The sequence below is a fragment of the Vreelandella sp. DA03-1M genome, assembly GCF_055725665.1.
In genome coordinates this window covers 3,559,861-3,584,236 of sequence record NZ_CM146798.1, presented here as the reverse complement: position 1 = coordinate 3,584,236, position 24,376 = coordinate 3,559,861, and the positions used below count along the sequence as shown (strand labels likewise).

Annotated in this window: 21 protein-coding genes; 14 read left to right on the top strand and 7 right to left on the bottom strand. The window is 55.7% G+C overall.

Annotated features, from left to right (window positions below; all coding sequences use genetic code 11):
* Entirely contained in the window at positions 1 to 477 is a 477-nt protein-coding gene (locus ACXUPB_RS16745; RefSeq protein WP_179916823.1) for a peroxiredoxin, read from the bottom strand.
* Positions 478 to 761: 284 nt separating this feature from the next.
* Between ACXUPB_RS16745 and dapA the strand changes: the two genes are divergently transcribed.
* The 3 genes from dapA (at position 762) to purC (ending at position 3,457) form a co-directional block, all read left to right on the top strand.
* Positions 762 to 1,646, top strand: coding sequence for a 4-hydroxy-tetrahydrodipicolinate synthase (gene dapA / locus ACXUPB_RS16740; protein ID WP_179916824.1), 885 nt, complete (start codon positions 762 to 764; stop codon positions 1,644 to 1,646).
* 78 nt (positions 1,647 to 1,724) lie between these two features.
* Entirely contained in the window at positions 1,725 to 2,708 is a 984-nt protein-coding gene (locus ACXUPB_RS16735) for an outer membrane protein assembly factor BamC (protein WP_179916825.1), read from the top strand.
* 32 nt (positions 2,709 to 2,740) lie between these two features.
* The gene (gene purC, locus ACXUPB_RS16730; protein WP_472953533.1) at positions 2,741 to 3,457 is read left to right on the top strand and encodes a phosphoribosylaminoimidazolesuccinocarboxamide synthase; all 717 of its coding nucleotides are present in this window, start codon (positions 2,741 to 2,743) and stop codon (positions 3,455 to 3,457) included.
* A 15-nt stretch (positions 3,458 to 3,472) separates the two neighbouring features.
* Here purC and tsaA read toward each other — a convergent pair whose 3' ends face one another.
* On the bottom strand, positions 3,473 to 4,210 hold the full coding sequence (tsaA, locus tag ACXUPB_RS16725; protein WP_472953532.1) for a tRNA (N6-threonylcarbamoyladenosine(37)-N6)-methyltransferase TrmO: 738 nt from the start codon (positions 4,208 to 4,210) through the stop codon (positions 3,473 to 3,475).
* 164 nt (positions 4,211 to 4,374) lie between these two features.
* Between tsaA and ACXUPB_RS16720 the strand changes: the two genes are divergently transcribed.
* Complete coding sequence (locus ACXUPB_RS16720) at positions 4,375 to 4,899, top strand: GNAT family N-acetyltransferase (protein ID WP_179916828.1); 525 nt, start codon at positions 4,375 to 4,377, stop codon at positions 4,897 to 4,899.
* Positions 4,900 to 4,905: 6 nt separating this feature from the next.
* Here the strand turns inward: ACXUPB_RS16720 and nadC are convergent, their stop codons facing one another.
* Positions 4,906 to 5,760, bottom strand: a complete 855-nt coding sequence (gene nadC, locus ACXUPB_RS16715; protein WP_179916829.1) for a carboxylating nicotinate-nucleotide diphosphorylase — start codon at positions 5,758 to 5,760, stop codon at positions 4,906 to 4,908.
* A 105-nt stretch (positions 5,761 to 5,865) separates the two neighbouring features.
* Here nadC and ampD point away from each other — a divergent pair, with 105 nt between their 5' ends.
* The 7 genes from ampD to ACXUPB_RS16680 all read left to right on the top strand — a co-directional run bounded on the left by ampD (position 5,866) and on the right by ACXUPB_RS16680 (position 15,246).
* On the top strand, positions 5,866 to 6,447 hold the full coding sequence (gene ampD / locus ACXUPB_RS16710; protein ID WP_179916830.1) for a 1,6-anhydro-N-acetylmuramyl-L-alanine amidase AmpD: 582 nt from the start codon (positions 5,866 to 5,868) through the stop codon (positions 6,445 to 6,447).
* Positions 6,448 to 6,851: 404 nt separating this feature from the next.
* Positions 6,852 to 9,524, top strand: coding sequence for a pyruvate dehydrogenase (acetyl-transferring), homodimeric type (aceE, locus tag ACXUPB_RS16705; protein ID WP_472953530.1), 2,673 nt, complete (start codon positions 6,852 to 6,854; stop codon positions 9,522 to 9,524).
* Between the two features lie 57 nt (positions 9,525 to 9,581).
* Positions 9,582 to 11,618, top strand: a complete 2,037-nt coding sequence (gene aceF / locus ACXUPB_RS16700; RefSeq protein WP_101147549.1) for a pyruvate dehydrogenase complex dihydrolipoyllysine-residue acetyltransferase — start codon at positions 9,582 to 9,584, stop codon at positions 11,616 to 11,618.
* 254 nt (positions 11,619 to 11,872) lie between these two features.
* A complete protein-coding gene (gene adk / locus ACXUPB_RS16695) occupies positions 11,873 to 12,526 on the top strand; it encodes an adenylate kinase (RefSeq protein ID WP_035562174.1) in 654 nt (217 codons plus the stop codon).
* Between the two features lie 123 nt (positions 12,527 to 12,649).
* The gene (tsaB, locus tag ACXUPB_RS16690; RefSeq protein WP_101147548.1) at positions 12,650 to 13,348 is read left to right on the top strand and encodes a tRNA (adenosine(37)-N6)-threonylcarbamoyltransferase complex dimerization subunit type 1 TsaB; all 699 of its coding nucleotides are present in this window, start codon (positions 12,650 to 12,652) and stop codon (positions 13,346 to 13,348) included.
* A complete protein-coding gene (locus ACXUPB_RS16685; RefSeq protein ID WP_472953528.1) occupies positions 13,345 to 14,088 on the top strand; it encodes a class I SAM-dependent methyltransferase in 744 nt (247 codons plus the stop codon). The genes tsaB and ACXUPB_RS16685 overlap by 4 nt, the downstream gene beginning before the upstream one ends.
* 36 nt (positions 14,089 to 14,124) lie before the next feature.
* Entirely contained in the window at positions 14,125 to 15,246 is a 1,122-nt protein-coding gene (locus tag ACXUPB_RS16680) for a phospholipase D-like domain-containing protein (RefSeq protein ID WP_472953527.1), read from the top strand.
* 15 nt (positions 15,247 to 15,261) lie between these two features.
* Here ACXUPB_RS16680 and ACXUPB_RS16675 read toward each other — a convergent pair whose 3' ends face one another.
* Positions 15,262 to 15,921 (bottom strand): YecA/YgfB family protein, encoded by a 660-nt coding sequence (locus ACXUPB_RS16675; protein ID WP_472953525.1) that lies wholly within the window; start codon positions 15,919 to 15,921, stop codon positions 15,262 to 15,264.
* A gap of 71 nt (positions 15,922 to 15,992) precedes the next feature.
* On the opposite strand from ACXUPB_RS16675, the gene ACXUPB_RS16670 reads away from it, so the two are divergent.
* Entirely contained in the window at positions 15,993 to 16,541 is a 549-nt protein-coding gene (locus ACXUPB_RS16670) for a SprT family zinc-dependent metalloprotease (RefSeq protein ID WP_472953524.1), read from the top strand.
* Between the two features lie 245 nt (positions 16,542 to 16,786).
* A complete protein-coding gene (gene acs, locus ACXUPB_RS16665) occupies positions 16,787 to 18,736 on the top strand; it encodes an acetate--CoA ligase (RefSeq protein WP_472953521.1) in 1,950 nt (649 codons plus the stop codon).
* 107 nt (positions 18,737 to 18,843) lie between these two features.
* Here acs and ACXUPB_RS16660 read toward each other — a convergent pair whose 3' ends face one another.
* Positions 18,844 to 18,969, bottom strand: a complete 126-nt coding sequence (locus ACXUPB_RS16660; protein WP_472953520.1) for a hypothetical protein — start codon at positions 18,967 to 18,969, stop codon at positions 18,844 to 18,846.
* On the opposite strand from ACXUPB_RS16660, the gene ACXUPB_RS16655 reads away from it, so the two are divergent.
* Positions 18,968 to 19,630 (top strand): response regulator, encoded by a 663-nt coding sequence (locus ACXUPB_RS16655; protein WP_007113812.1) that lies wholly within the window; start codon positions 18,968 to 18,970, stop codon positions 19,628 to 19,630. The two genes, ACXUPB_RS16660 and ACXUPB_RS16655, sit on opposite strands and share 2 nt — an antisense overlap.
* A gap of 55 nt (positions 19,631 to 19,685) precedes the next feature.
* On the opposite strand, the gene ACXUPB_RS16650 is transcribed toward ACXUPB_RS16655, so the two are convergent.
* Entirely contained in the window at positions 19,686 to 23,627 is a 3,942-nt protein-coding gene (locus tag ACXUPB_RS16650; protein WP_339884055.1) for a hybrid sensor histidine kinase/response regulator, read from the bottom strand.
* Between the two features lie 146 nt (positions 23,628 to 23,773).
* Positions 23,774 to 24,283 carry a hypothetical protein gene (locus ACXUPB_RS16645; protein WP_472953516.1) on the bottom strand — a complete coding sequence of 170 codons (510 nt, stop codon included), beginning with the start codon at positions 24,281 to 24,283 and terminating at the stop codon, positions 23,774 to 23,776.
* Positions 24,284 to 24,376 lie beyond the last annotated feature (93 nt).

Genomic DNA, 24,376 nt, shown 5'->3' with positions numbered 1-24,376 from the left:
TTAGCTGGCAGCGTTAAGTTGTTCAGCCGCGGCGAGTACCTCATCAACATGACCAGGCACCTTAACACCACGCCACTCGTTGGCGAGCTTGCCCTCTTTATCGATCAAGAAGGTGCTGCGCTCTATGCCAAGATGCTCCTTGCCGTACATTTTCTTGAGCTTGATAACGTCAAACAGCGTGCAGACGTTTTCGTCCTTGTCAGAGATCAGCTCAAAATTAAAATCCTGTTTGGCTTTAAAGTTCTCCTGAGCACGTAGGCCATCGCGAGAGACGCCGAGAATGACTGTATTAGCGGCATCGAAGGCGGGTTTACGGTCACGGAAGTCTCCCCCTTCGGTGGTGCAGCCTGGGGTGCTGGCTTTGGGGTAGAAGTAAATAACCACTTGTTTGCCGCGCAGTTCCGATAGCGTCACGGTGGAATCACCAGTTGCGGTGGCGGAAAAGTCAGCAACGGGTTGATCAATTTCAACAGACATAAGGCGTCCTTTTGAGGGTGGGTGTTAAGATTAGTAGTTATGCGCGATTACACGTAAGCCGGGGGCAGTTGTCAAAGCTCAAATCAGGTCAGTGATAAACTCGCACCGCTTTACGCTGTACAGGCTCGAATCGCCTGAGTACCATTTGCTCACTGTGGAACGCCAGCGCCTGATACAAAGTATCGCGATGGCGGCTAGTTTTGTTAAACACATAGCACGTAAAATACATAGTACTTAAAACACAGATAGTTGATATCACACTTTGGCTGGTGAGGAATAAACGGATGATCACAGGCAGCATTGTCGCCCTGGCGACGCCTATGAAGGTCAATGGTGACATCGACTGGGAGGCGCTTCGTCGTCTGGTGAACTTCCATCTCGAAAATGGCACCGATGGCATTGTGGCTGCTGGCACGACGGGCGAACCGACTACCATGTCCTTCGCGGAGCACTTTGATGTGATTCGCAGCGTTGTCGAAGAGGTCAATGGTCGTATTCCGGTTATCGCAGGGACTGGGGCTAACGCCACTTCTGAGGCGGTTGAGCTGGCGCGTTACGCCGGTGAAGTCGGGGCCGATTACTGCTTATCAGTGTGCCCTTACTACAATAAGCCCACCCAGGAAGGCCTGTATCAGCACTTTAAAGCGGTCGCGGAAGGCAGCAAACTGCCGGTGATTCTGTATAACGTGCCGGGCCGTACCTGCTCTGATCTCTACAACGAGACCGTTTTACGCTTGGCCGATGTCGATAATATTATTGGTTTGAAAGACGCGACAGGGAACCTGGAGCGTGCGGAAGATCTAATCTCACGCCTAAAGGGCAGTGGTTTTATGCTCTACTCCGGCGACGATGCGACCGCCTGTGACTTTATGTTGATGGGTGGCCATGGCGATATCTCCGTAACGGCGAATGTTGCCCCACGGGCGATGCATGATCTGTGCGCCGCTGCCGTGGCCGGTGATGCTGATAAAGCCCACCAAATTAATACCCGTCTGATGCCGCTACACACCAATTTGGGCATAGAGTCGAATCCTATTCCCGTGAAGTGGGCGCTTAATCGCATGGGTTATGCGGACGCAGGTCTTCGTTTACCGCTAACTTGGCTGTCTGAAAAGTACCACGCCACGGTGAGCGAAGCGCTGCAGATGGCAGGCGTCGTAGAGGAGTAACCTGGCGCAATACCCTTTGCTACCCAGCTCAGCGATAAGTTGAGCTGGGTACCTGATTTGTTGACTTAAGGTGGCTTGATGAGCTCTGTGCTTGAAATACGTGCGCTTAAATGGGTCCCGCTGGCACTCGCAGCGGCTGTCGCGCTCTCTGGTTGCGCGCGGGATGGTTTTTACCACGACCGTAACCTGGACTACACCGAGGCTGCTCCGGCGCCTCCGCTGGTGTTACCAGAGACCCGTAATACCCAACGTTACCGCGATGCGCTGCCGGTTCCTCAAGCCGCCACCCAAGGGACACGGCTTGACGAAGCGGCAGAAATTCGTCCGCCCCAATCACTGGCTATTGGCAGTGGCTTAGAGCCTGAATACGTTGAGCGCCGCGAAGTCGGTGATCAAACCTGGCTAGTGGTGGCCGCCGACACCGGTACGGTGTGGCCGCAGTTGGAAGAGTTTGTACGCAGCCGACAGTTGAACGTGCTGCAGAGCAGTGCTTCCCAGGGCGTTATCGTGACGTCCCAGGGGGAAATACGCCTGCAAAGTGCGCTGCGCGCAGGCAGTAGCGAAGTTCGCTGTGAAAGCGGTGGGCAAACCATGGCTAGCTGTCTGGACGCACTGGAAAGCCATCTAAGTGCACGCAGCGCCTCCGTCAGCGTATCATCTTCTTGGACCGCTCAGCGCCTTACCGATGAGCAAACGTTACAAGTTCGCCAGCAGGGTGAAGAGTGGGAAGTGGTTATCCCGCAGCCAGTAGACCGCGTATGGGCTGAACTGAACCACTACCTTGAACTGGATTTTGCTCAGGAAGGACAGCGCGACTTGCTTGCCTCTGAGCCCAGTAGCCATGAGTTTCTGGTTGAATATATGACCGAAACCGAGCGCAACCGTAACCCGCTGCAAATCGTGTTCAGCGCTGACGTGCGCAAGATGTCTCAAGAGATCCGTCTTGCTCTACAGCCTGACGGCGACCAGACGATTCTGCGCGCCATCAATGCCAGCGAGCGGGCATTCAGCGCCGATGATCAGCGCGAGCTGCTTGAGCGTGTCTCCGGTTATTTACGTTAATTTATTGATCCTTGATCCCTTACGGAGCCCCCATGGAAAAGCGCCAAGAACTCTACGCCGGTAAGGCGAAATCTGTGTATACCACCGACGATCCGGATTTGTTGGTGCTTAACTTTCGTGATGACACCAGCGCCTTCGATGGCAAAAAAGTCGAGTCGCTGGCCCGTAAGGGAATGGTCAATAACATCTTTAACGCCTTCATTATGGAGCGGCTGCAGGAAGCGGGCATTCCCACCCACTTTGAAAAGCAGCTCTCCAATACGGAGAGTCTGGTCAGAAAGATGCAGATGATCCCGGTGGAGTGCGTAGTACGCAATATCGCCGCCGGTGGTTTGGTAAAACGGTTAGGTGTGGAAGAGGGTATTGCACTGACACCGCCTACCTTCGAGCTGTTCTTGAAGAACGACGAGAAGGGCGACCCGATGATCAATGAGTCATTGGCGGAGACCTTCGGTTGGGCAACGCCCGAGCAGCTCGCCAAAATGAAAATGCTGACCTTCAAGGTTAACCATATCCTCAAAGCGCTGTTTGCCGAGGGCGATATGCTGCTGGTGGATTACAAGCTTGAGTTTGGCGTCTTCAAGGGTGAGGTGGTGTTGGGGGATGAGTTCTCGCCCGATGGTTGCCGCCTTTGGGACGCTAACACCCGTGAAAAACTGGATAAGGATCGCTTTCGCCAGGGGCTGGGCGGCGTGATTGAGGCGTATGAAGAAGTTGGTCGCCGCCTGGGTATTACCTTTCCCGCTTAAAACGTCATCATTGTTTTACCGCTCGATGTAAGGTTCGATAGCCACCACCTCTAAGGTGGTGGCTTCGCCGTGTTGGCGCTGGCGAAACTTAACGTCTACATCGCGCAGGCGTACCCCGTAAAGTCGATCAGACGCTAACTCTTTTTGCTTATAGGCGGGCCGTGGGTCCTGGCTTAGTACTTGCTCAATTAATGCATGCAGCGTGGCGCTGTCTGAGCGTTGGGTGAGGGTATCCAGCGCTGCTGGGTGAAACGTAACCGCCAAAAGTGACGGTGTCTGCAGCGCAAAACCAGCCTGTGCATCAGGCTGAGATTCAGCCCAGGGCAGGTAGGGTTTGATATCAACCACCGGCGTGCCGCTCACCAAGTCGCAGCCCTGTAATGCCAAAACGACGCCTTGCTGAGTGTCGATGCCGACTAGCCTTACCAGCGATAGCCCCAGGCGATTAGGGCGGTGGGTGCTACGGCTGGCAAAAACGCCCACTTTTTTATTACCGCCCAAGCGTGGTGGCCTCACCAGCGGCGACCAGCGTTGCGGGCTTTGATGAAATATAAAGCTTAGCCACAGGTGGCTGAAGTCTTCTAGACCACGCACGGCGAGAGGGTCATTGTAGGGGGCGGTGAGCACAAGCTTGGCATTAGCCGCGGGTGCGAGCCCTGGCTGGCGCGGAATGCCGAATTTGTCAGGGTAGTCGCTGACCATGTGGCCAATGGGCGATAGCGTAAAGTGCTCGCTGTTAGGGACATCGTCCATCACACTGCCTTTTGTTAGGATTCATTGGCGTAGTATAAAACAGTATAAAGCAGCCGATGGCTTCAGCGTGACCCAATAGGGTGTGATCTAAAGCGGCGTGATCGAAGAGGTCTTGCTTGAATAGGCATTGATCAAATGTTAGCTGAACAGTGCAGAGGTGACGCATGAGTAATAGCGATGAGCAGCAAGCGCCAACGAGCGCGCGGGTTATATATCGCGCGGCACTGGCACGCGATGCCGCCGATCAGGCAGAAGTGTTTTACCACGCCGTCATGCAAGGGGCTGCTACCCACTATACGCTGGATGAGCGGCGGGCGTGGGCGCAAGCGTTACCCCGTGAAGGCAGCGCCTGGGCAGTGCGGCAAGCGCTGTATACCACGTTAATTGCCACCTGTGATGGACGTTGCGTGGGGTTTTTGGAGGTAGATTTAGATGCCGGGCGGATTGAAACGCTCTATGTCTGGCCTTCTCTTGCTGGGCGCGGCATTGGCACCACGTTACTGGTTCACGCTGAGCGTATGCTGCTCGAACAGGGCAAAGGCAAGGTGGAGATTGAGGCCAGTTCGATGCTTTACGAGCGTCTAATGCGCCGCGGCTGGGAAAACCTTGGCGAGCAGTGGGTTGAACGCAGTGGTGAATCGCTCAAGCGATATCGGCTTTCCAAGGCACTTAACGCAGTGGAAACGTAAGTCTACCTACACGCTATAGCTGCGGGTAATGCGCATCGATAGGTCGATTGAGGCGATATCCTTGGTTAGCGCACCGCTAGAGATACAATCAACGCCGGTATCGGCGATTGCCCGTAACGTAACGTCGTCCACATTGCCTGATGCTTCCAGGGTGGCTCTGCCGCCGTTAATTTCTACCGCAACGTGCAGGTCTTCAATGGCGAAATTGTCGAGCATAATAATGTCGGCACCTGCTGCCAACGCCTGATCCAGCTCTTCAAAGGTTTCTACTTCCACTTCCACCGGCAGGTCGCTGGCTAGCTTGCGCGCTTGTGCAATGGCTGCTTGAATGCCCCCACAGGCGGCAATGTGGTTCTCTTTGATCAAAAACGCGTCCCATAGACCAATGCGATGGTTATGGCCGCCACCGCAGGTGACGGCATATTTTTGCGCCAAGCGCATGCCGGGTAGCGTTTTGCGGGTATCGAGGAGGCGTACGCCAGTGCCTTCAATCAGGTCGACATAAGCGCGGGTGGCAGTCGCAGTGGCAGACAGCGTTTGCAGCACGTTAAGCGCTGCACGCTCGCCGGTGAGCAGGATGCGGGCAGGGCCTTCCAGGGTTAAAAAACACTGGCCAGCCTCAAGTTTATCGCCATCAGCGGCGTGCCAGTTCAGGCTTACTCGGTTATCCAGGCGGCGAAACAGCTCATCTACCCAGGGGGCGCCACACAGCACTGCGGCTTCACGGGTAATCACATCGGCGCTGGCCCACTGGTGTTCAGGGATCAATTGCGCGGTAATATCACCTGGGCCAACGTCTTCTGCCAGCAAGCGAGCGGCGCTGGCGCGGATTTCTTCAGCAAGAGCGGATTGATAATGCATGATCGTGGATTCCCTGAACGTCGTCTTCGATGACGGGCATTGTAGTGAAAAACAGCGGTGAAGGTGAAAGAGAAAGAGAGCGCTAACGTAAAGGAGCCCTTGCCAGTGGAAAACAAACAACCCTTCGACGGGTGGTGGGAAAGCGCGCGTAAAGTCGTTTCACCGAACTGTGACCCTCGGCCCACTGGTGAGGTGTCGTTGCTAGTGATTCATGCGATCAGTCTTCCGCCTGGTCAGTTTAGTGGTAATGCTATTGAGGCGCTATTTACCAATCAGTTGGCGGAAGATGAGCATCCATTTTTCGCTGCAATTGCCCACTTAAGAGTCTCCGCACACCTGCTTATCCGTCGCGATGGTGAGTGCGTGCAGTTTGTTGATACAGATCAGCGTGCTTGGCATGCCGGACGTTCCAACTGGTGGGATGCCCGTGAGCTAAGCTGGCGAAGGGCACTCAACGATTTCTCGGTGGGGATTGAGCTGGAAGGGGATGGCGTTACCCCCTATCGCAAAGCACAGTATGACGCTCTGGTGGAAGCAGTGGTGTGGCTAATGGCGCGTAACTCTCAACTAGATAGCAGCCGTATTACCAGTCATGCCCATGTGGCGCCGCTGCGTAAAACGGATCCTGGCCCGGCGTTTGATTGGGCGTATTTCCAGCAACTGCTGACATCTCGCGTTAAGCGTTAGCGGTTCGATTACGCTTTTTTCTGTGCTAAGTATTTCACTAATAACACAATAAAACGGTAGTTTAATTACATCGAATGACTATTTGGTCGCAATGGCAAATGCTCTATGAATTACTTATGTTGCAGTGCAATAGTTTGTTTTCGATAGGCTTTTCCGCTGCGACAGAATTGGCAGCGTGGCGACTTTGAGGTATCTTCGCCTATACAAAAGGCTAACCTTTAACAGAATTGTGTAGCTTTACTACATTCAACAAGCATGTAGCTTGTTGAATGTAGAGCTAAAACCCCTATCCGGCGGTTAATCGCCGGCGAAATGTTGGCGCGTGGTGGAGTTCCACACCGCCGCCCCAGGCCCTTGAGGGTAGCGGGGTTAATTGTCATTTATCGTCATTCGGAGAGACCTCTATGAGTCTGGAGACAAGAGAAGATCTCGATCCGATCGAAACTACGGAATGGATTGATTCCCTAGAGTCGGTATTGGATCGTGAGGGCGAAGATCGTGCCCGCTACCTGATGACCCGCCTGGCGGATCGCCTGCGCCGGGACGGCATGAAGGTGCCCTTCTCGGTGACAACCCCGCACCGTAATACGATCCCGGTTCACCGCGAAGCCCCGATGCCTGGCGACCTGTTCATGGAGCGTCGTATCCGCTCCTTGATCCGTTACAACGCCATTGCTCAGGTGATTCGTAATAACCGTGCCAAGCCGGGCCTGGGCGGGCACATCGCCAGCTTCATGTCATCTGCCACGTTGTACGACGTAGGCTTTAACCACTTCTTCCGCGCGCCCCAAGGGGATTTTGCTGGTGACTTGGTGTATATCCAAGGACATGTGGCACCAGGCATTTACGCCCGTTCCTATTTGGAAGGTCGCCTGAGCGAAGCGCAGATGGACAAGTTCCGTCAGGAAGTCGATGGTGATGGTCTCTCTTCCTACCCGCACCCTTGGCTGATGCCGGACTACTGGCAGTTCCCCACGGTCTCCATGGGGCTTGGCCCAATTCAAGCGATCTACCAAGCGCACGTGATGAAGTACCTGCATCACCGTGAGCTGAAGGATATGTATGACCGCAAGATCTGGTGCTTCATGGGCGATGGCGAGTGTGACGAGCCGGAATCCCTGGGTGCCATTTCACTGGCCGGTCGCGAAAACCTCGACAACCTGATCTTCGTCATCAACTGTAATCTGCAGCGCCTTGACGGCCCTGTACGCGGCAACTCGCGGGTGATGGATGAGTTCGAAGGCGTCTTCCGTGGCGCTGGCTGGAACGTGATCAAGGTCGTATGGGGCCGTCACTGGGATCCGCTGTTCGAGAAGGACAAGAAAGGCATCCTTCAGAAGCGCATGGACGAAGCGGTCGACGGCGAATACCAGAACTACAAAGCCAATGGTGGCGCGTACACTCGCGAGCACTTCTTTGGCAAATATCCAGAAACCGAAGCGATGGTCAAAGACCTCTCTGACGAAGATATCTGGAAGCTCAATCGCGGCGGCCACGATCCGTTCAAGGTTTATGCGGCCTACCACGAGGCGGTTAACACCTCTAACGGCAAGCCAACGGTTATTCTGGCCCATACCGTTAAAGGTTACGGCATGGGTAGCGGCGATGGTGAAGCGGCCAACGAAGCGCACCAGGTTAAGAGCATGGAGTACGAAGCGCTCAAGACCTTCCGCGATCGCTTTGGTATTCCGATCACCGATGAGCAGCTCAAAGACGTTCCCTACTACAAGCCGGAAGATGATTCTCCTGAGCTTAAGTACATGCACCTGCAGCGCGAGCGCCTGGGTGGTTACTTGCCCAGCCGTCAGAGCGACTTTGAGGCGCTGGAGATTCCCAGCCTCGAAGATAAAACCTTTGCCTCGCAAATGGGTGGTTCGAAAGGTCGTGAAGTCTCCACCACCATGGCGTTCGTGCGCGTACTGAATGGTCTGGTGAAAGATAAGACGCTTGGCAAAAAAGTGGTGCCGATTATCCCTGACGAGGCACGCACCTTCGGTATGGAAGGCATGTTCCGTCAGCTGGGTATCTACACCTCGGAAGGCCAGAAGTACGAGCCGGTCGATAAAGGCCAGATCATGTTCTACCGCGAGGATCAGAAAGGTCAGATTCTCGAAGAGGGCATTACGGAAGCCGGGGCAATGTCTGCCTGGATCGCTGCCGCGACTTCCTACAGCAACAACAACGTCACGCTGCTGCCGTTCTACATCTACTACTCGATGTTCGGCTTCCAGCGCATCGGTGACTTGGCTTGGGCGGCAGGTGATCTGCAGGCGCGCGGCTTTATGGTCGGCGGCACGGCGGGGCGCACCACGCTCAACGGCGAAGGTTTACAGCACCAGGATGGTCACAGCCTGATTCAGGCTTCCACCATTCCCAACTGCCGCAGCTATGACCCCACCTACGCTCATGAAGTGGCAGTGATTCTGCAGGATGGCTTGAAGCGCATGTTCACCGATAAGGAGAACTGCTTCTACTACCTGACGGTGATGAACGAGAACTACGAGCATCCTGCACTGGAGAACGTACCGGCCGACGATATCGTCAAGGGTATGTACCTGCTGCGCGAAACCAAGGGAGACAAAGGCCGCGTTCAGCTGCTGGGTTCTGGCACGATTCTGCGCGAAGTCGAAGAGGCTGCCACCCTGCTTGAGAATGATTGGGGCATCGGCGCCGACATCTGGAGCGTGACCAGCTTTAACGAGCTGCGTCGTGAAGCGCTACTGCTTGATCGTGAAGCCTTCCTAAGCCCCGATGCGGAGGCTAATAAGCCCCACGTCACTAAGTGCTTGGAAGGGCGCGATGGCCCGGTGATCGCGTCAACCGATTACATGAAACTGTATGCGGATCAAGTGCGCGCCTGGGTGCCGGGTGACTACACTGTATTGGGTACCGATGGCTTTGGTCGTTCAGATACCCGCGAGAAGTTGCGCTACTTCTTCGAAGTGGATCGCTACTTCGTCACTGTAGCCGCGCTGCGTGCGCTAGCTGATCGCGGTGAGATTGATCGTAAGCACGTTGGTGAAGCGCTTAAGAAGTATGGCATTGATGCCAATAAGCCTAACCCGCTGACTAGCTAAACGCTGCCCGGTGGGCGGATGCCCACCGGCTCGATCCGATTTTAAAGGAGCGCGACCTTGAGTAGCGAAATCATCAAAGTTCCCGATATCGGTGGCGATACCGATGTCGAAATCATCGAGATTGCGGTGTCAGAAGGCGACGTCATTGAAGCGGAAGACACCCTGATCACTCTGGAATCTGACAAAGCCAGCATGGATGTACCGGCCCCGAAAGGCGGCAAGGTACTTAAAGTGCTGGTCAAGGAAGGCGATAGCGTCTCCGAAGGTGACGATATCGTTGAGCTGGAAGTTGAAGGCGGCGGCGACAGCAGTAGCGAAGACGCTGAGCCAGAAGCAGCCCCAGCGAAAGAAGAAAAGCAAAAGCCCCAAGAAGAAAAGCCGCAGGCCGAGAAGCCTGCTGCCAAGAAATCAGCCGGTGGTAAGCAAACCGTTGATATCAAGGTGCCCGACTTGGGTGGCTCGGATAACGTTGAAATCATCGAAGTCGCGGTGAGTGAAGGCGATGAGGTTGAAGCCGAAGACACGCTGATTACCCTGGAGTCTGATAAAGCCTCCATGGACGTGCCCAGCCCTCATAGCGGCAAAATCGTCAGCTTCACTGTAAAAGAAGGCGACACGGTTTCTGAAGGCGATGTGATCGGCCAGATGGAGATTGCGGGCGAAGGCGGCGATGACGCAGAAGAAGCTTCTGATGATCAAGCCGCTAGCCAAGCCCGCAGCGAACCGGAAGAGCCCGCTGAAGAAGATGATCAGGAAGAAGCCGCTAGTGGCGAACCGGAGCGTAAAGAAATTCGCGTACCGGATATTTCTGGCGCCTCTGACGTACCGATTATCGAAATCGGCGTAGCGGTCGGTGACGAGATCAACGAAGAAGACCCGCTGATTACCTTAGAGTCCGACAAGGCCTCTATGGATGTGCCCAGCCCCTACAAAGGTAAGCTCCTTGAGCTAACCGTCAAAGAGGGCGACACCGTCTCGGAAGGCGATGTCATTGGCTATATCGAAGTGGCTGGCAGCGGCGGTGGTAAGAAAGCTGCGCCGAAAAAAGCTGCCCCTGAGAAAGCAGCGCCCGAAAAGGCCCAGCAGAGCAAGGCTAGCGCCAAGCCTTCTGAGTCGCCAGCGGGCACCCCCAGCCCAGAAGCGCAGATGGCGGCCCACAAGCCGCGTGACGGCAAATTGGTTCACGCTGGCCCCGCCGTACGTATGCTGGCCCGTGAGCTGGGCGTCGACCTGGAACTGGTAAAGCCGAGCGGCCCGAAAGATCGTGTGCTTAAAGAGGACGTACAGTCCTACGTGAAGCAAGCCATTGCCAATCAAGGCAAAGCGCAGCCCGGCACAGCTGCGGCCTCCGGTGGTGCGGGTATTCCGCCTATTCCGGAAGTCGACTTCAGCCAGTTTGGTGAAGTGGAAGAGAAGCCGATGGGTCGCCTGCTCAAAATGGGCGCGACTAACCTGCATCGTAGCTGGCTCAATGTTCCCCACGTCACGCAATTCGACGAAGCGGACATTACCGAGCTGGAAGCGTTCCGCAAGGCGATGAAGGCCGAAGTGGAAGCCCAAGGCGCCAAGCTGACGCCGCTGCCGTTTATGGTCAAAGCCTGTGCGTTTGCGCTGCGTAAGTTCCCGCAGTTCAACGTCAGCCTGAAGGGCGATGGCGAAACGCTGGTATGGAAGAACTACGTCCATATCGGTATCGCGGTTGATACCCCCGATGGCCTGATGGTGCCGGTGGTGCGCGACGCAGATAAAAAGTCCTTGGTGGAGATTGCCAAGGAGATGGCGGATCTGGGTAAGAAAGCACAAACCAAAAAGCTCAAGCGTGACGAGATGACCGGTGGCTGCTTCACTATTTCGAGCCTCGGCTCGATCGGTGGCACGGCGTTCACGCCAATCGTTAACGCGCCGGAAGTGGCTATTTTGGGTGTGTCTAAAGCGCAGATGAAGCCGGTATGGGACGGCAGTGCCTTCCAACCGCGCTTAATGATGCCGCTGTCACTCTCTTATGATCACCGTGCCATCAATGGCGCTGACGCAGCCCGCTTCACCGCCTTCCTGGCAGATGTGTTGACCGATATCCGTCGTTTACTGCTGTAATTGGTAGCGATAGAGTCTTAAAAGCGGCGCCCCTCGGGGCGCCGCTTGTGTTTGCTAAATGGCTAGCAGCGCTACCAAAGTGGTAGTTTTACGGCACTTGGCTGTTTTAATTTAAAAAAATTGAAATAAAAGCGGGTCTCTCAGGCTTTTGGGGAGTTGTGTCGCCTGAGAGGCGCGGTTATTGTCAGTTAACAGATTTTCCATACTCATTTTCGTACTCATTCTTCATACTAAGAATTTCAAGGAGCAGAGCCATGCGTTTAATCCTGTTGGGTGCCCCCGGCGCGGGCAAGGGGACTCAAGCTCAGTTTATTTGCGAGCAATTTAAGATTCCGCAGATTTCCACCGGGGATATGCTGCGCACGGCCATTAAAGATGGCACTGAGCTGGGCTTGAAAGTAAAAGAGATCATGAACAGCGGTGGTTTGGTGTCTGACGACATCATCATCGATCTGGTCAAAGAGCGTATTAGCCAGCCAGACTGTGAAAATGGCTTTTTGTTCGACGGTTTCCCACGCACGATCCCCCAGGCTGACGCCATGAAAGAGGGCGGCGTTAAACTGGATCACGTGGTGGAAATTGCCGTTCCCGATGAAGAGATCGTGAGCCGCTTGGCGGGCCGCCGTGTTCACCAAGCCTCGGGCCGGGTTTATCACGTTGATCACAACCCGCCCAAAGAGCCGGGCAAAGATGATGTCACTGGCGAAACGCTGATTCAGCGTGAGGATGACCAGGAGTCCACGGTGCGCAATCGTCTATCGGTTTATCACGATCAAACCGCCCCGCTGGTTAATTATTATCAGCAGTGGGCCGCGCAGGATCCGCAGAGCGCTCCTCAATATCACCGCATTGAAGGCGTAGGCAGCGTGACCGATATCACCCGTCAGGTGAAAGAAGCGCTAAGTTAATAAACGCTATTGATTAATCGCATCGGTATTACCTGCCAATGATGGCCCGCTTCGGCGGGCCATCGTCGTAATGGCGTGACAAAGGTATAATGCCGCCATCTTTCTTTCGAGTGGCCACTTGCTATGCCGTTACATCTGCTTGCCCTGGACGCCTCCTCTAGCGCGTGTTCTGCAGCCCTATTGCGCCAAGACGAGACGGGGGCTACTTGTCTGGCGCGCTTTGAGATGACGCCCCGCGCCCATACTCGCCGGTTGCTGCCAATGGTGGATGAAGTGCTTGCCGAAGCGCAGGTGACGCCTTCCCAGCTTGATGCCGTCGCGTTTGGTCGTGGCCCGGGTTCGTTTACTGGGCTGCGTATCGCCGCAGGCGCTGCTCAAGGGTTGGCGTTTGGCCTCGATTGCCCGCTATTGGGTATCTCAACGTTGGAAGCACTGGCGCTTCAGGCTCACCGCCGCTATCACCTTCGCCACGTGGTGACGGCTTTAGATGCCCGCATGGGCGAGGTGTACGCCGCGACCTGGCACTGCCTGAAAGACACGATTACGCCGATGAGCGCCGAGGCCGTGCTGGCCCCAGAGGCACTGCGCTTGCCCGGCGACGAAACCGACTGGGTCGGCGTAGGCAGCGGCTTTACGTTGTGGGAGCGCTTCACTGTCGATTTACAGCTAAGCATGCCCCAGCATTTGGATGATTTAGAGCCCCGCGCTGAAGAGATGGCGTGGCTGGCGGCACGTGATTTTGCCGCTGGGTTGGGGCAGGCGGCCCACTTGGTTCAACCGGTGTATCTGCGTAACGACGTCGCTTGGAAAAAGCCCGCATGAGCTTTGTGAAGAGCCCAGTTGAGACCAATGTCGAGAGCGACGTTGAGAACATTGCTCTACCTGACGGCCTGTGCTTGGTTCAGGGGGAAGACGGGTTGGCGCTGGTTGGTGATGAAAAACGCTACGGAAAGCCGCTCAGTGTCGATTTTGTGGCGGGCAAAGCGGCCCATCGACGACGTTTTGGCGGTGGGCGGGGGCAGCTGGTTGCAAAGGCTTGTGGGCTAGCCAAGGGCGTGTCGCCCAGCATTGTTGATGCAACGGCAGGGCTAGGCCGCGATGCGTTTGTGTTGGCCAGTCTCGGCGCCCAGGTGCTGTTGATTGAACGTGTGGCCGCGATAGCAGCCCTGCTGGAAGACGGTTTAAAACGTGCGTCCAGACATAGCGATACGGCAGATATAGCCGCCCGAATGACACTGCGTCATGGCGATGCGGCTCAATCTCTGGCGGCGCTTGTTGCCAGTGCTCATTTTGCGCCGCAGGTGATACACCTGGATCCGATGTTTCCCCACCGCGAAAAATCAGCGCTGGTGAAAAAAGAGATGCGTCTGTTTCGTGAGTTGGCCGGGGATGATGACGATGCCCCGCGCTTGCTTGAAGCGGCGCTGGAGGTAGCCACCCACCGAGTGGTAGTCAAGCGGCCCCGCAAGGCACCCCCTATTGAGGGCCCGGCACCGCAGCACACGCTTGAAGGCAAAACCAGCCGCTATGATTTATATGTCCATCGCTCATTAGTGCGCTAATCGGCTCGCTTATCGACAGTACCGCAAGGAGCACCCATGCAGAATGCGTGGCGAGAAGGTAATCGATTTACGCTGCTGCCAGAGGCCTCGCGCTTTCTGCCAGCCATGTTTGAAGCAGTACATAGCGCTCGTCACTATGTGTTGGTCGAGCTCTATTTGATGGAGTCAGGAGAGCTTGCCGATCAAGTGAGCACTGCGCTGATTGACGCTGCCCAGCGTGGGGTGCGTGTATGTTTACTACTGGATGGATATGGCTCGATGGGGTTGTCTAGCGAAGACCGCCAGCGATTGAAGCAAGGCGGCGTAAAGCTGCGCTTTTTTAATCCCATCGGCTTTCACTCCTTAGCGCTTAACTTAAGCCGCGACCATCGCAAAATTGTCGTTATTGACGGCGAACTGGCGTTTACCGGTGGCTTTGGCGCGGTAGATGAGTTCCTGAATGCTTGGTATGAAATTGCGCTACGTATCGATGGACCGGTGGTGGCGGACTGGGAGCAGCTATTTAGACGACTGTGGAACTCGCGGCTAACTCGCGCTGAGAAGGGCGATAATAGCGCGGGTGCACTGCCTGAACGGCGTGAGCCACAGGTGCATGCCGATGGCCAGCCGGGGAGGGCGATGTCGGCACGCGGCTATCGATACCAAGCAATACGCCATTCCCTGCATGAGCGCGTGAATCATGCAGAAACCCGGCTATGGCTATGTACGCCCTATTTCGTGCCAACCTTTGCGTTGCGGCGTCGCTTGGTGCGGGCCGCACGGCGGGGGATTGATGTGCGCCTGTTGCTGCCTGGGGCAAAGCATGACCATCCCAGCGTGCGTTTTGCTGGCCAGCGCTTTTATCATTCGCTACTGAAAGCGGGGGTGCGCATCTTTGAGTTTCAGCCGACCTTTATCCATGCCAAATTTGTGCTTGCCGATGAGTGGGTAAGCATTGGCTCTTGTAACTTTGACCACTGGAATCTGCACTGGAACCTGGAGGCCAACCAAGAGGCGCTAGACCCTCAATTGGCGGAGGATGTGCGTGAACTTTTTGTACGTAACTTTGCCGCAAGTCAGGAAGTTGACGCCGCTGCCTGGGCGGCGCGCCCCTGGGGGCAGCGCGCTCGTGAGTGGATCTATGGAGTGTTGGATGGGATCATCATGCGGCTTAAATAAGAGCCGCGGGTAGCGTCAGCGCTTTTTACCCTTGGCAGGCGTTTTCTTGCGCGGTTTGGGTTTGGCAGTTTCCGGGGGTACGCGGTAGTGCAGGTAAAGGTCCAAAACGAGTTCCGGCAGCTGCACCACCAGCGACTCCTGGCGCGCTTGATCCTTAGCGAGCTCGGCCATGTCGGGCTCATCATCGAACAAGCCGGATAGCAGCATAAACGGCAGCAGCAGCGTGGCGGCGGCCTCTTCATCGTCTTGAAACCAAGCGCTTTCATCGCTGAAGACGCCTTCCATAAAGCCCGCGCACCAGTCGCCAATCGGTGTTTCTTCAGCGGGTTCGCCGCCGAGCGTTAGCTCAAAGGGAAGTTCCGGTAAGCCGCCTTGTTCAAGCACTGCCACCGCGTTGTCACGCAGCAGTGTGAGCAGTGAGATAATCTCATCACGCTCGGCATCGTCGGCATAGCGTGGCTCGCCCTGAAAAAGCTCTGCCAACCACTGGGCAGGCGGCACTTCGCTGGGGGCCACGGCTAGCGCCACTAAAAAGCCATGGGCGGAGATCAGGTCGAGGGCGTCCTCATCCACTTGATCAGAGTCGAGGAAGTCATCCAGTCTGTCCAGTTGCTCATCCTCGAGCAGTGGCTGCGGGGGCGTGTTCGTGTCGGGCGTGTCGCTGCGCTCTGCCATGAGTAAAGCCTCATCAATGCGAATCGGTAATTATCGGTCACTAGGAAACCATAACGGCTAGTTTATCACTAATGAAGACGTCTCCACTGCCCCCTTGGCCAGCTGCTGAACTGGCCGCCATGACGAAAACAGAGTTACATTACGCCGCGCGGGTTCGCGTGGAACAGGCGTGGCAGCGCTGCTGTGAAGTGTGCCCTGAGCTGCCAGCACCAAAAGTGTGGTTTAACCTGCGCGGTGCGTCGGCGGGGCAGGCGCATCTTGGCCACGGCGGGTTACGCTTTAACCCAGTGCTGCTGAGTGAGAACCGCACGGCGTATTTTGATGAGGTGATACCCCACGAAATGGCTCATTGGCTGGTGTTTCATTTGGACAACGGCCCGCGCTTAAAACCCCACGGGCGCGAGTGGAAAACGGTGATGCGCGATCTTTTCGGCTTAGTGCCCAGCGTGACCCATCGGTTTGATATTAAGCAGGCGCAACCAGCCCCTTATCGCTACCAGTGCGATTGCCGGATTCATCAATTTACCCCTAGGCGTCATGCTTTAGTGGCAAACGGCCGTCATTACCGTTGCCGTCACTGCGCTAAGACCTTGGTCTACAGGCCAGAAGATAAGCTTTGATTTAGTTATAAATGTTTGTTTTTTAAATAAAAAATGATAATACCAATGTCTAAAGGGAAGCCTGGGCGAGGAGGTTTATGCTAGGGGGACATTCATGGCAGTCGATACCCCTGATAATGGTCAATAACACCCAGCAATGTCTTTAAGCAGCGTCTTCGAGCAATGCCTTCAATTAGTGTATCGACTACAGTTTCTTTAGATGGCACTTTATAGAAGAGTGCATTTTCACGGACAGAGGCAATTTTATGAGCGATCAACACAACGTCTATCCGGTGCGCGACGATTTCGCCGCCAATGCCTGGGCCGATAAAGCTAAGTACGAGGCCATGTATCAGCAGTCGATGGACGATCCGGAAGGCTTCTGGGCCGAGCAGGCCAAGCGCCTTGACTGGATTAAAGCGCCCACTAAAATCAAAAACACCTCTTTTGCGCGTGATAATGTCGATATTCGCTGGTTTGAGGATGGGCTGCTTAACGTCAGCGCCAACTGTCTGGACCGCCACCTAGAAAAGCGTGGTGACCAAACGGCGATTATCTGGGAAGGCGATAACCCCGATGACTCCAAGCACATTACCTATCGTGAGCTCTACGCACGTACCAATCAGCTAGCCAACGCGCTGAAAGAGCTGGGTATCGGTAAAGGCGATACCGTTACGCTGTATATGCCGATGATTCCCGAAGCGGCCATGGCGATGCTGGCCTGTGCGCGCATCGGCGCCGTGCATTCAGTCGTCTTTGGTGGCTTCTCACCAGACGCTGTTGCCCAGCGTGTGATTGGCGCCGACTCCAAATTGGTGATTACCGCCGATGAATCGGTGCGTGGTGGTAAGCACGTACCCTTAAAAGAGAACGTGGACGCCGCGCTAACCCGCGAAGGCACCGACGTGTGCAAAAACGTCTTGGTAGTGAAGCGTACCGGCGGTGAAATTGAGTGGAAAGATGGCCGCGATGTGTGGTTTGACGAGCTGGTGGACAAGCAGTCGAAAGAGTGCGAAGCCGAAGCCATGGGTGCCGAAGACCCGCTGTTTATTCTGTATACCTCCGGCTCTACCGGTGCTCCTAAGGGTCTGAAACACACCACCGGCGGTTACCTCACCTACGCTGCGATGACGCATCAGTACGTGTTCGACTACCAAGAGGGTGAGGTTTACTGGTGTACTGCCGATGTGGGCTGGGTGACAGGTCATAGTTATATCGTTTACGGACCTTTGGCGAACGGTGCGACTACCGTCATGTTTGAAGGTGTTCCCAGCTATCCCACTCATGGCCGTCTGGGCGATATCGTTGATAAGCACAACGTCAATATTCTCTATACTGCGCCCACCGCAGTGCGTGCCCTGATGGCCCATGGCGACAACGTCATGGACTCCAGCAAACGCGATAGCCTGCGTCTGTTGGGCTCTGTGGGTGAGCCGATCAACCCGGAAGCGTGGGAGTGGTTCTATCGTGTGATCGGCAACGAAAAGTGTCCGATTGTAGATACCTGGTGGCAGACTGAAACTGGCGGCATCATGATTGCTCCTTTACCGGGCGCTACGCCGCTCAAGCCCGGTTCTGCGACTGTACCGTTCTTTGGCGTCAAGCCCGCGCTGGTGGATAACGAAGGGAACAAACTGGAAGGCGCTACTGAAGGCAATCTGGTGATTCTCGATTCCTGGCCGGGGCAGGCGCGCTCTATTTGGGGTGACCACGAGCGCTATATCCAGACCTACTTCTCAACCTATGACGGTATGTACTTTACCGGTGACGGCTGCCGCCGCGATGAAGATGGTTACTACTGGATCACTGGTCGTGTGGATGACGTTCTGAACGTTTCGGGCCACCGGATGGGTACCGCCGAGATCGAATCGTCTCTCGTCGCGCACAGCGCCGTTGCTGAAGCAGCCGTTGTCGGCTTCCCGCACGATATTAAGGGACAAGGCATCTATATTTATGTCACCCTGAATGACGGTATTGAGGAGTCTGACGAGCTCAAAAAAGAGCTGACCCAGTGGGTACGCAAGGATATTGGCCCGATTGCCTCGCCAGATGTTATTCAATGGGCGCCCGGCTTGCCGAAAACCCGCTCGGGTAAAATCATGCGCCGTATCCTGCGCAAGATTGCCGCTAACGAGTGCGATGGTTTGGGTGATACCAGCACGCTGGCGGACCCGTCGGTGGTCGATGAGCTGATTGAGCATCGCGCCAATCAATAACGGCGACACCGTAGTAGGCTGGTTAGCCTAATAAGGGCTGTTTACCTAGAAAACAGTGCCGACCCGTGTAGGTCGGCACTGTTGTTTTTGTTGGTATGATCTATCTATTACAAATTGTGCATGTGATGCTTGGGCATGATGAAGCCCATGGGGTACCATGCTTCACAACCGTAAGAGCCTAGCGTCGCGGCGGCAGGCAACCCCGCTGCTCGAGGAACCGGAGGAATATCCATGGCAGTAGCTCATAAGTTTATCGTCGCTGACGATCACCCGCTGTTTCGTGCAGCGCTGACCCAAGCGTTACGCCAGTTGGCCCCCCAGGCGGAAATTGTCGAAGCGGATACCATGGAAGCCACCACTGACGTGGTTAATCGCCACCCAGACGCCGATTTGATTCTGCTGGATCTGCACATGCCGGGAGCCCACGGCTTTTCCGGCTTGATTCAATTGCGTGGCCAGATGCCCGATATCCCCGTGGCGGTGGTATCAGGTAGTGATGAGCCCTACGTGGTGCGTCGTGCTATTGACTACGGCGCGTCGGGTTTTATCCCTAAATCATCGTCTCTACAACTCATTGCTGAAGCCGTCGGTGAAATTCTGCAGGGCGAAGTGTGGTTGCCAGAGGCATTGGCCAACGTGCTGGAAGAGACCAGCGAAGAAGAATCGCGCTTTGCTGAGGCAATTGCGTCGCTGACGCCCCAGCAATTTCGCGTGTTGAACATGTTGACCGAAGGCCTGCTGAATAAGCAGATCGCTTATGAACTGAGCGTTTCTGAAGCGACGATCAAAGCCCATGTGACCGCGATTCTACGTAAACTGGGCGTGCACTCACGTACCCAGGCCGTTATTGCGGCTCAGAAACTGGAAGTCGAACCGCCGAAAGTCGTTTCCTAACTACCTGTCTTCTTAATACTTAGCATCTAAGTAATTAGCATCTGAACCGCGGCGCTTAACGCGCCGCGCGATTGGCCTGCAATGTGCGCGTCAATAGCGCCCGCAGCGCCGCGGGTTTAACGGGCTTCAGCAGTAGTTGATAGCCCGCCCGCTTGATCTCTTCAGCCACCGCTTCGGTACGATCAGCGGTGATGACAATGCCCGGTACCGCCCCCTCAAAACGCTCGCTGAGCGCTTCTAGCGCCATTAGACCGGTGACTTCGTTATCCAGGTGATAGTCCGCCAAAATAGCGTCCGGGTCGCCATCCATATTGCGTAGAATCGATTTAGCCCCACCGATACTGGTAGCCGTAAACACTTCGCAGCCCCAGCCGCTTAGCATGGCGGTCATGCCTTCCAAAATCAGCGTTTCATTATCGATACACACAATCCGTGTGCCGCTCAGCTTGTGGCTGCCGCGCCGTGCCTGAGGTTCAAGCTCGCTATTGCTTGGCTCGCGAGCGGTAACGATCGGCACGCTGACCGAGAAAACGGCGCCTTTGCCCACTGTCGAGCGTACTTTGATGGGGTGATCCAGCACACGGCTCATGCGGTCGGCAATCGACAGCCCCAACCCCAGGCCTTTCTCGCTCTCTTTATGGCGTGACACCTGATCCAGACGGCGAAACTCCTGAAAAATTTCGGTGAGCTTAGATTCGGGAATGCCGGGGCCGCTGTCCCACACTTCAATCGAGAGCCAGCCATTATGACGGCGGCAGCCCAGCAGTACGCGTCCCTCTTGGGTGTAGCGAATCGCATTGGATAAGAAGTTTTGTACGATTCGGCGCAGCATCTGCGGGTCTGAGTCGACCCACAGCTGGGTCGGAACCACTTCTAAGTCCAATCCGCGATCATCCGCCATCACCTCAAACTCGGCGCGTAACGGGCGAACGATATCCGCCAGGGCAAAGTGACTGCGGCGTGGCGTCAGGGCGCCTGCGTCCAGCTTGGAGATGTCTAGCAGGGTGCTGAGCAACTCCTCAGCGGCTTGCAGCGAGTTATCGATGTGGCCGACGATACGTTGGGTATCGGTGGTGGTAACGTTTTGCATCAGTGCGGAGGTAAACAGCCGTGCCGCGTTAAGCGGCTGCAGCAAGTCGTGGCTGGCCGCGGCCAAAAAGCGTGTCTTGGAGGCGTTGGCGTCTTCCGCCAACTGCTTGGCCTGACGCAGCGCCAACTCGGCCTCGGCGCGGACCCGGTTCTCCTGGCGTAGCGCCGAGTTGGCTTCAGAAAGCGCCTGAGTACGTTCACGCACGCGCTCCTCAAGGGTTTCGTTGGTCTCTTTCAGGGCAATTTCAGCCTGGCGGCGCTCGGTAATATCCTGATAGAGCGCGAAAAATCCCAGAATCGCCTGGCTATCGCCAAAGTGCGGCGTATACGTGACCAGCATATAGCGCATGGCCTCATTCACCCGCAGCGAGACTTCAAAGCTGACCCGCTCGCCATTCAGCGCACGGGCGACCCATGGTGTGCGCTCTTCCGCTTGCTTGACCGGCAGCACGTCTTCAAAACGACGGCCGATGACGGCGTTGCGGTCAATGTTGAACGCTTGCTCATAGGCGCGGTTGGTAAATAAATAGCGGCACTCTTTGTCGAAGTAGGCAATCAGCGCTGGCACATTATCGGTATAGATACGGATATTGTTTTCCGAGCGGATCAGTGCCTCTTCGATCCGCTTTTGCTGGGTAATATCCTGATAAGTATAAACAAACCCGCCGCCGGGCATGGGGTTGCCCTGTACTTCCAGCACGCTACCATCCTGGCGGTAGCGCACGTAGCGGTGGGGCTGGCCCTCGCGGATATTATCGAGCAGTAGTTGCACGTGCTCTTCCGGGTCGCCCGGGCCATATTCGCCGTTGTGGGCGTTGTAGCGGAAGATGCGGTCGATGGGCGCGCCAACACGAATCAAGTGGTCAGGGAAGCGGAAGAGCTCCAGGTAACGCTGGTTCCACACCACCAAGCGCAGGTTCTGGTCGACCACGCTGATGCCCTGGTTGATGTTCTCGATGGTGGCTTGGAGCAGCGCCCGGTTGAACTCCAGCACTTGGGAAGCTTCATCGACAATCGATATCACATCCGAGATGCCGATGCCGCGCCCCTGCAGCGCCGAGTTAACTACGATACGTGCCGATGAAGCGCCCAGCACCGAGGCCAGAAAGCGTTCAGTAAACTGGATAATATCGATTGAGGCGCGGGTGCCGTTGTCCAGGGGCTTGCCCGCACGACGGGCGTAATCTTCAAAGGCGCGATCCACTTGGCCGGCACCGAGGAAGCGCTCGCAAAGCACTTTTAAATCGCCCACGGTCGTCGCGCCCGTCCAGGGGCGGTTGACCGATGTCTGGCGTGTTTCCACGCTATCCACGAACAGCGAGGCCTGAATACGCTCAACCACCCGCTGCGAAGTGACCTGGGAAACAAAGATATAGCAGAACAGGTTGACCCCGAGTGAGAGCATGACGCCGTGGGTAAAGCTGTCGCCCAAGTTGAGCCCAAACAGCGCCGTGGGTGATAACCAGTTAAGCCCCAGCGGGCCGCCCTCTAGCCATATTGTCGGAAGCACACCGGCATTGATCATGGCGGGCATTAACAGGCTATATACCCAGATGGCAAAGCCAGCGTTCATGCCGACAATAACCCCGAGGCGATTGCCGCGCTTCCAGTAAAGCCCACCAATCACCGCGGGGGCAAACTGCGCAGCGGCGGCAAACGACAGCATGCCGATCGAGGCCAGCGAGGTAAATTCAGCAATCAGTTGGTAGAAGCCGTAGGCCATGGCCAGTACGGCCACAATGGTCAATCGCCGCGCACGCAGTACCAGGCGGCCATAATCCCGCGCTTTGGTATCAAACCAGCGCAGCCGGAACAGTGCTGGAATAACAATCTCGTTGGAGATCATGATCGACACCGCCACGGCGGCCACAATAACCATGCCGGTGGCTGCCGAGAAACCGCCGATAAAGGTAAGCAGCGTCAGCCACTGTTGGCCCGAGGCCATGGATAGCGCCAGCACGTAGGTATCGGGTTCCACGCCGCTTTCGGAAAACAGCAGCAGCCCGGCGGCGGCCAGGGGCACCACAAAGAACGCAATCGCCAACAGGTAGAGCGGGAACAGCCAGCGGGCTTTGCTGGCGTCATCAGGGTGAATGTTCTCGACCACCGCCACATGAAACTGGCGCGGAAGGCACAGGATCGCCAGCATGGCGAGCAAGGTTTGCGCCCAGAAGCTCTGGCCAAAATCCTGATTGGCGAGCTGGCGCTGGAGTTCAAGCTGGCTTTCGGCGTGGCCCATCAGCTCACCCAGGCCATCGAACATTCCCCAGGTAACAAAGACACCAAGCACCACAAAGGCCAACAGTTTGACCAGCGATTCAAACGCCACGGCGTGGATCAAGCCTTCGTGGTGTTCGGTGGCATCGGTATGCCGGGTGCCGAATAGAATCGCGAAGATGGCCATTACAATGGCTACGTAGAAGGCCGTATCGCCAAACAGCGGCGTATGGGTCACATCGGAGGCGTCGGTGAGCACACTGAAGGTTGTAGAAACTGCTTTTAGCTGTAGCGCGATGTAAGGCAGGGTGCCGACAAGGGCGACCAGGCTGGCAAAGGCGGCCAGCGACTGGGTTTTGCCGTAACGGGAGGCAATAAAATCGGCAATCGAAGTAACGTTTTGGTGTTTAGCGACACGGATCATTTTGGCCAACACCGGCCAGAACAGTAAAAACGTCAGTATCGGGCCGACGAAGATACTTGCAAACGACCAGCCCGCCGTCGCCGCTTGGCCAACCGCGCCGTAAAACGTCCACGAGGTGCAGTAAATGGCCAGCGCCAGACTATAGATGATCGGACGCCGTCGGGTGGCTCCGTGGGTACGCGCACGGCGGTCACCGTACCAAGCAATGCCGAATAGAACGGCAATATAGAGTAGCGATACCGCGACCAGTAGCCCGCCGTGAAACATGCCTTTCTCCCCACCAGAGTGTGCGACCCACTTATATGTGCGCTAATAAAAAAAGGCTTCATTCTAGGCGAAATGGGGTCCCATGTACGACCACTACTTAGGCTCGTTGTTATCTTTAGGCATGTGGCTGCTTCGGCTTCCTTTACCTATGCACATACGTTGCTGAGTAGCGGGGATGTTTCGCGTAGCGTGCGTATCTCTTCAAGGATAGGGTCGCGGGAGTCTTGATCTAAGGGCACTAGCTCACGGCTCTCACAATTGAGTAGATAAGGCTGGGTAATCAATATGTCGGTGTGGTGACGCTCAAACTGATAAAGAATAAATTCTGCTAAGCGGGTGCCATCCTGCTCACTGAAACGAATACTTTCACTATCCACCATGCTGAACTTGGTGGTCATCGGGAAGGCAAAGGTCCAGGGACGCCATACGGCGGTGGTGCTTTCGGTTGAAATAACCGTCGCAGTCTCGGGAAGCTGCGCCTGCTTGTGTTCAAACCAGCTGTACTCCACCTGAACTTGGTAGCCCAGCATACCCAGCGCGCCAAACACCGGTACGATCCACTTGGGCAGACGTTTGCCGCTCAGCTTGCGTAGTATCAGGCCAATACCGGCGGCCGCAAGGCCTGCAAAAACGGCGGCGATCAAATGCCATATCATAAAATATCCTTTCAAAAAGCCGTCTATAAGAGCTATCTATAAAAGCCATCGGGCCTCCGTTAGGAAGCCCGATGGTGAGGTCGATTCCAAAGC

Excerpts from the sequence above, each read along its gene's own strand:
- ACXUPB_RS16745 (WP_179916823.1), bottom strand. The coding sequence starts at position 477 with ATGTCTGTTGAAATTGATCAACCCGTTGCTGACTTTTCCGCCACCGCA.
- dapA (WP_179916824.1), top strand. The coding sequence starts at position 762 with ATGATCACAGGCAGCATTGTCGCCCTGGCGACGCCTATGAAGGTCAAT.
- ACXUPB_RS16735 (WP_179916825.1), top strand. The coding sequence starts at position 1,725 with ATGAGCTCTGTGCTTGAAATACGTGCGCTTAAATGGGTCCCGCTGGCA.
- purC (WP_472953533.1), top strand. The coding sequence starts at position 2,741 with ATGGAAAAGCGCCAAGAACTCTACGCCGGTAAGGCGAAATCTGTGTAT.
- tsaA (WP_472953532.1), bottom strand. The coding sequence starts at position 4,210 with ATGGACGATGTCCCTAACAGCGAGCACTTTACGCTATCGCCCATTGGC.
- ACXUPB_RS16720 (WP_179916828.1), top strand. The coding sequence starts at position 4,375 with ATGAGTAATAGCGATGAGCAGCAAGCGCCAACGAGCGCGCGGGTTATA.
- nadC (WP_179916829.1), bottom strand. The coding sequence starts at position 5,760 with ATGCATTATCAATCCGCTCTTGCTGAAGAAATCCGCGCCAGCGCCGCT.
- aceE (WP_472953530.1), top strand. The coding sequence starts at position 6,852 with ATGAGTCTGGAGACAAGAGAAGATCTCGATCCGATCGAAACTACGGAA.
- adk (WP_035562174.1), top strand. The coding sequence starts at position 11,873 with ATGCGTTTAATCCTGTTGGGTGCCCCCGGCGCGGGCAAGGGGACTCAA.
- tsaB (WP_101147548.1), top strand. The coding sequence starts at position 12,650 with ATGCCGTTACATCTGCTTGCCCTGGACGCCTCCTCTAGCGCGTGTTCT.
- ACXUPB_RS16685 (WP_472953528.1), top strand. The coding sequence starts at position 13,345 with ATGAGCTTTGTGAAGAGCCCAGTTGAGACCAATGTCGAGAGCGACGTT.
- ACXUPB_RS16680 (WP_472953527.1), top strand. The coding sequence starts at position 14,125 with ATGCAGAATGCGTGGCGAGAAGGTAATCGATTTACGCTGCTGCCAGAG.
- ACXUPB_RS16675 (WP_472953525.1), bottom strand. The coding sequence starts at position 15,921 with ATGGCAGAGCGCAGCGACACGCCCGACACGAACACGCCCCCGCAGCCA.
- ACXUPB_RS16670 (WP_472953524.1), top strand. The coding sequence starts at position 15,993 with ATGAAGACGTCTCCACTGCCCCCTTGGCCAGCTGCTGAACTGGCCGCC.
- acs (WP_472953521.1), top strand. The coding sequence starts at position 16,787 with ATGAGCGATCAACACAACGTCTATCCGGTGCGCGACGATTTCGCCGCC.
- ACXUPB_RS16655 (WP_007113812.1), top strand. The coding sequence starts at position 18,968 with ATGGCAGTAGCTCATAAGTTTATCGTCGCTGACGATCACCCGCTGTTT.
- ACXUPB_RS16660 (WP_472953520.1), bottom strand. The coding sequence starts at position 18,969 with ATGGATATTCCTCCGGTTCCTCGAGCAGCGGGGTTGCCTGCCGCCGCG.
- ACXUPB_RS16650 (WP_339884055.1), bottom strand. The coding sequence starts at position 23,627 with ATGTTTCACGGCGGGCTACTGGTCGCGGTATCGCTACTCTATATTGCC.
- ACXUPB_RS16645 (WP_472953516.1), bottom strand. The coding sequence starts at position 24,283 with ATGATATGGCATTTGATCGCCGCCGTTTTTGCAGGCCTTGCGGCCGCC.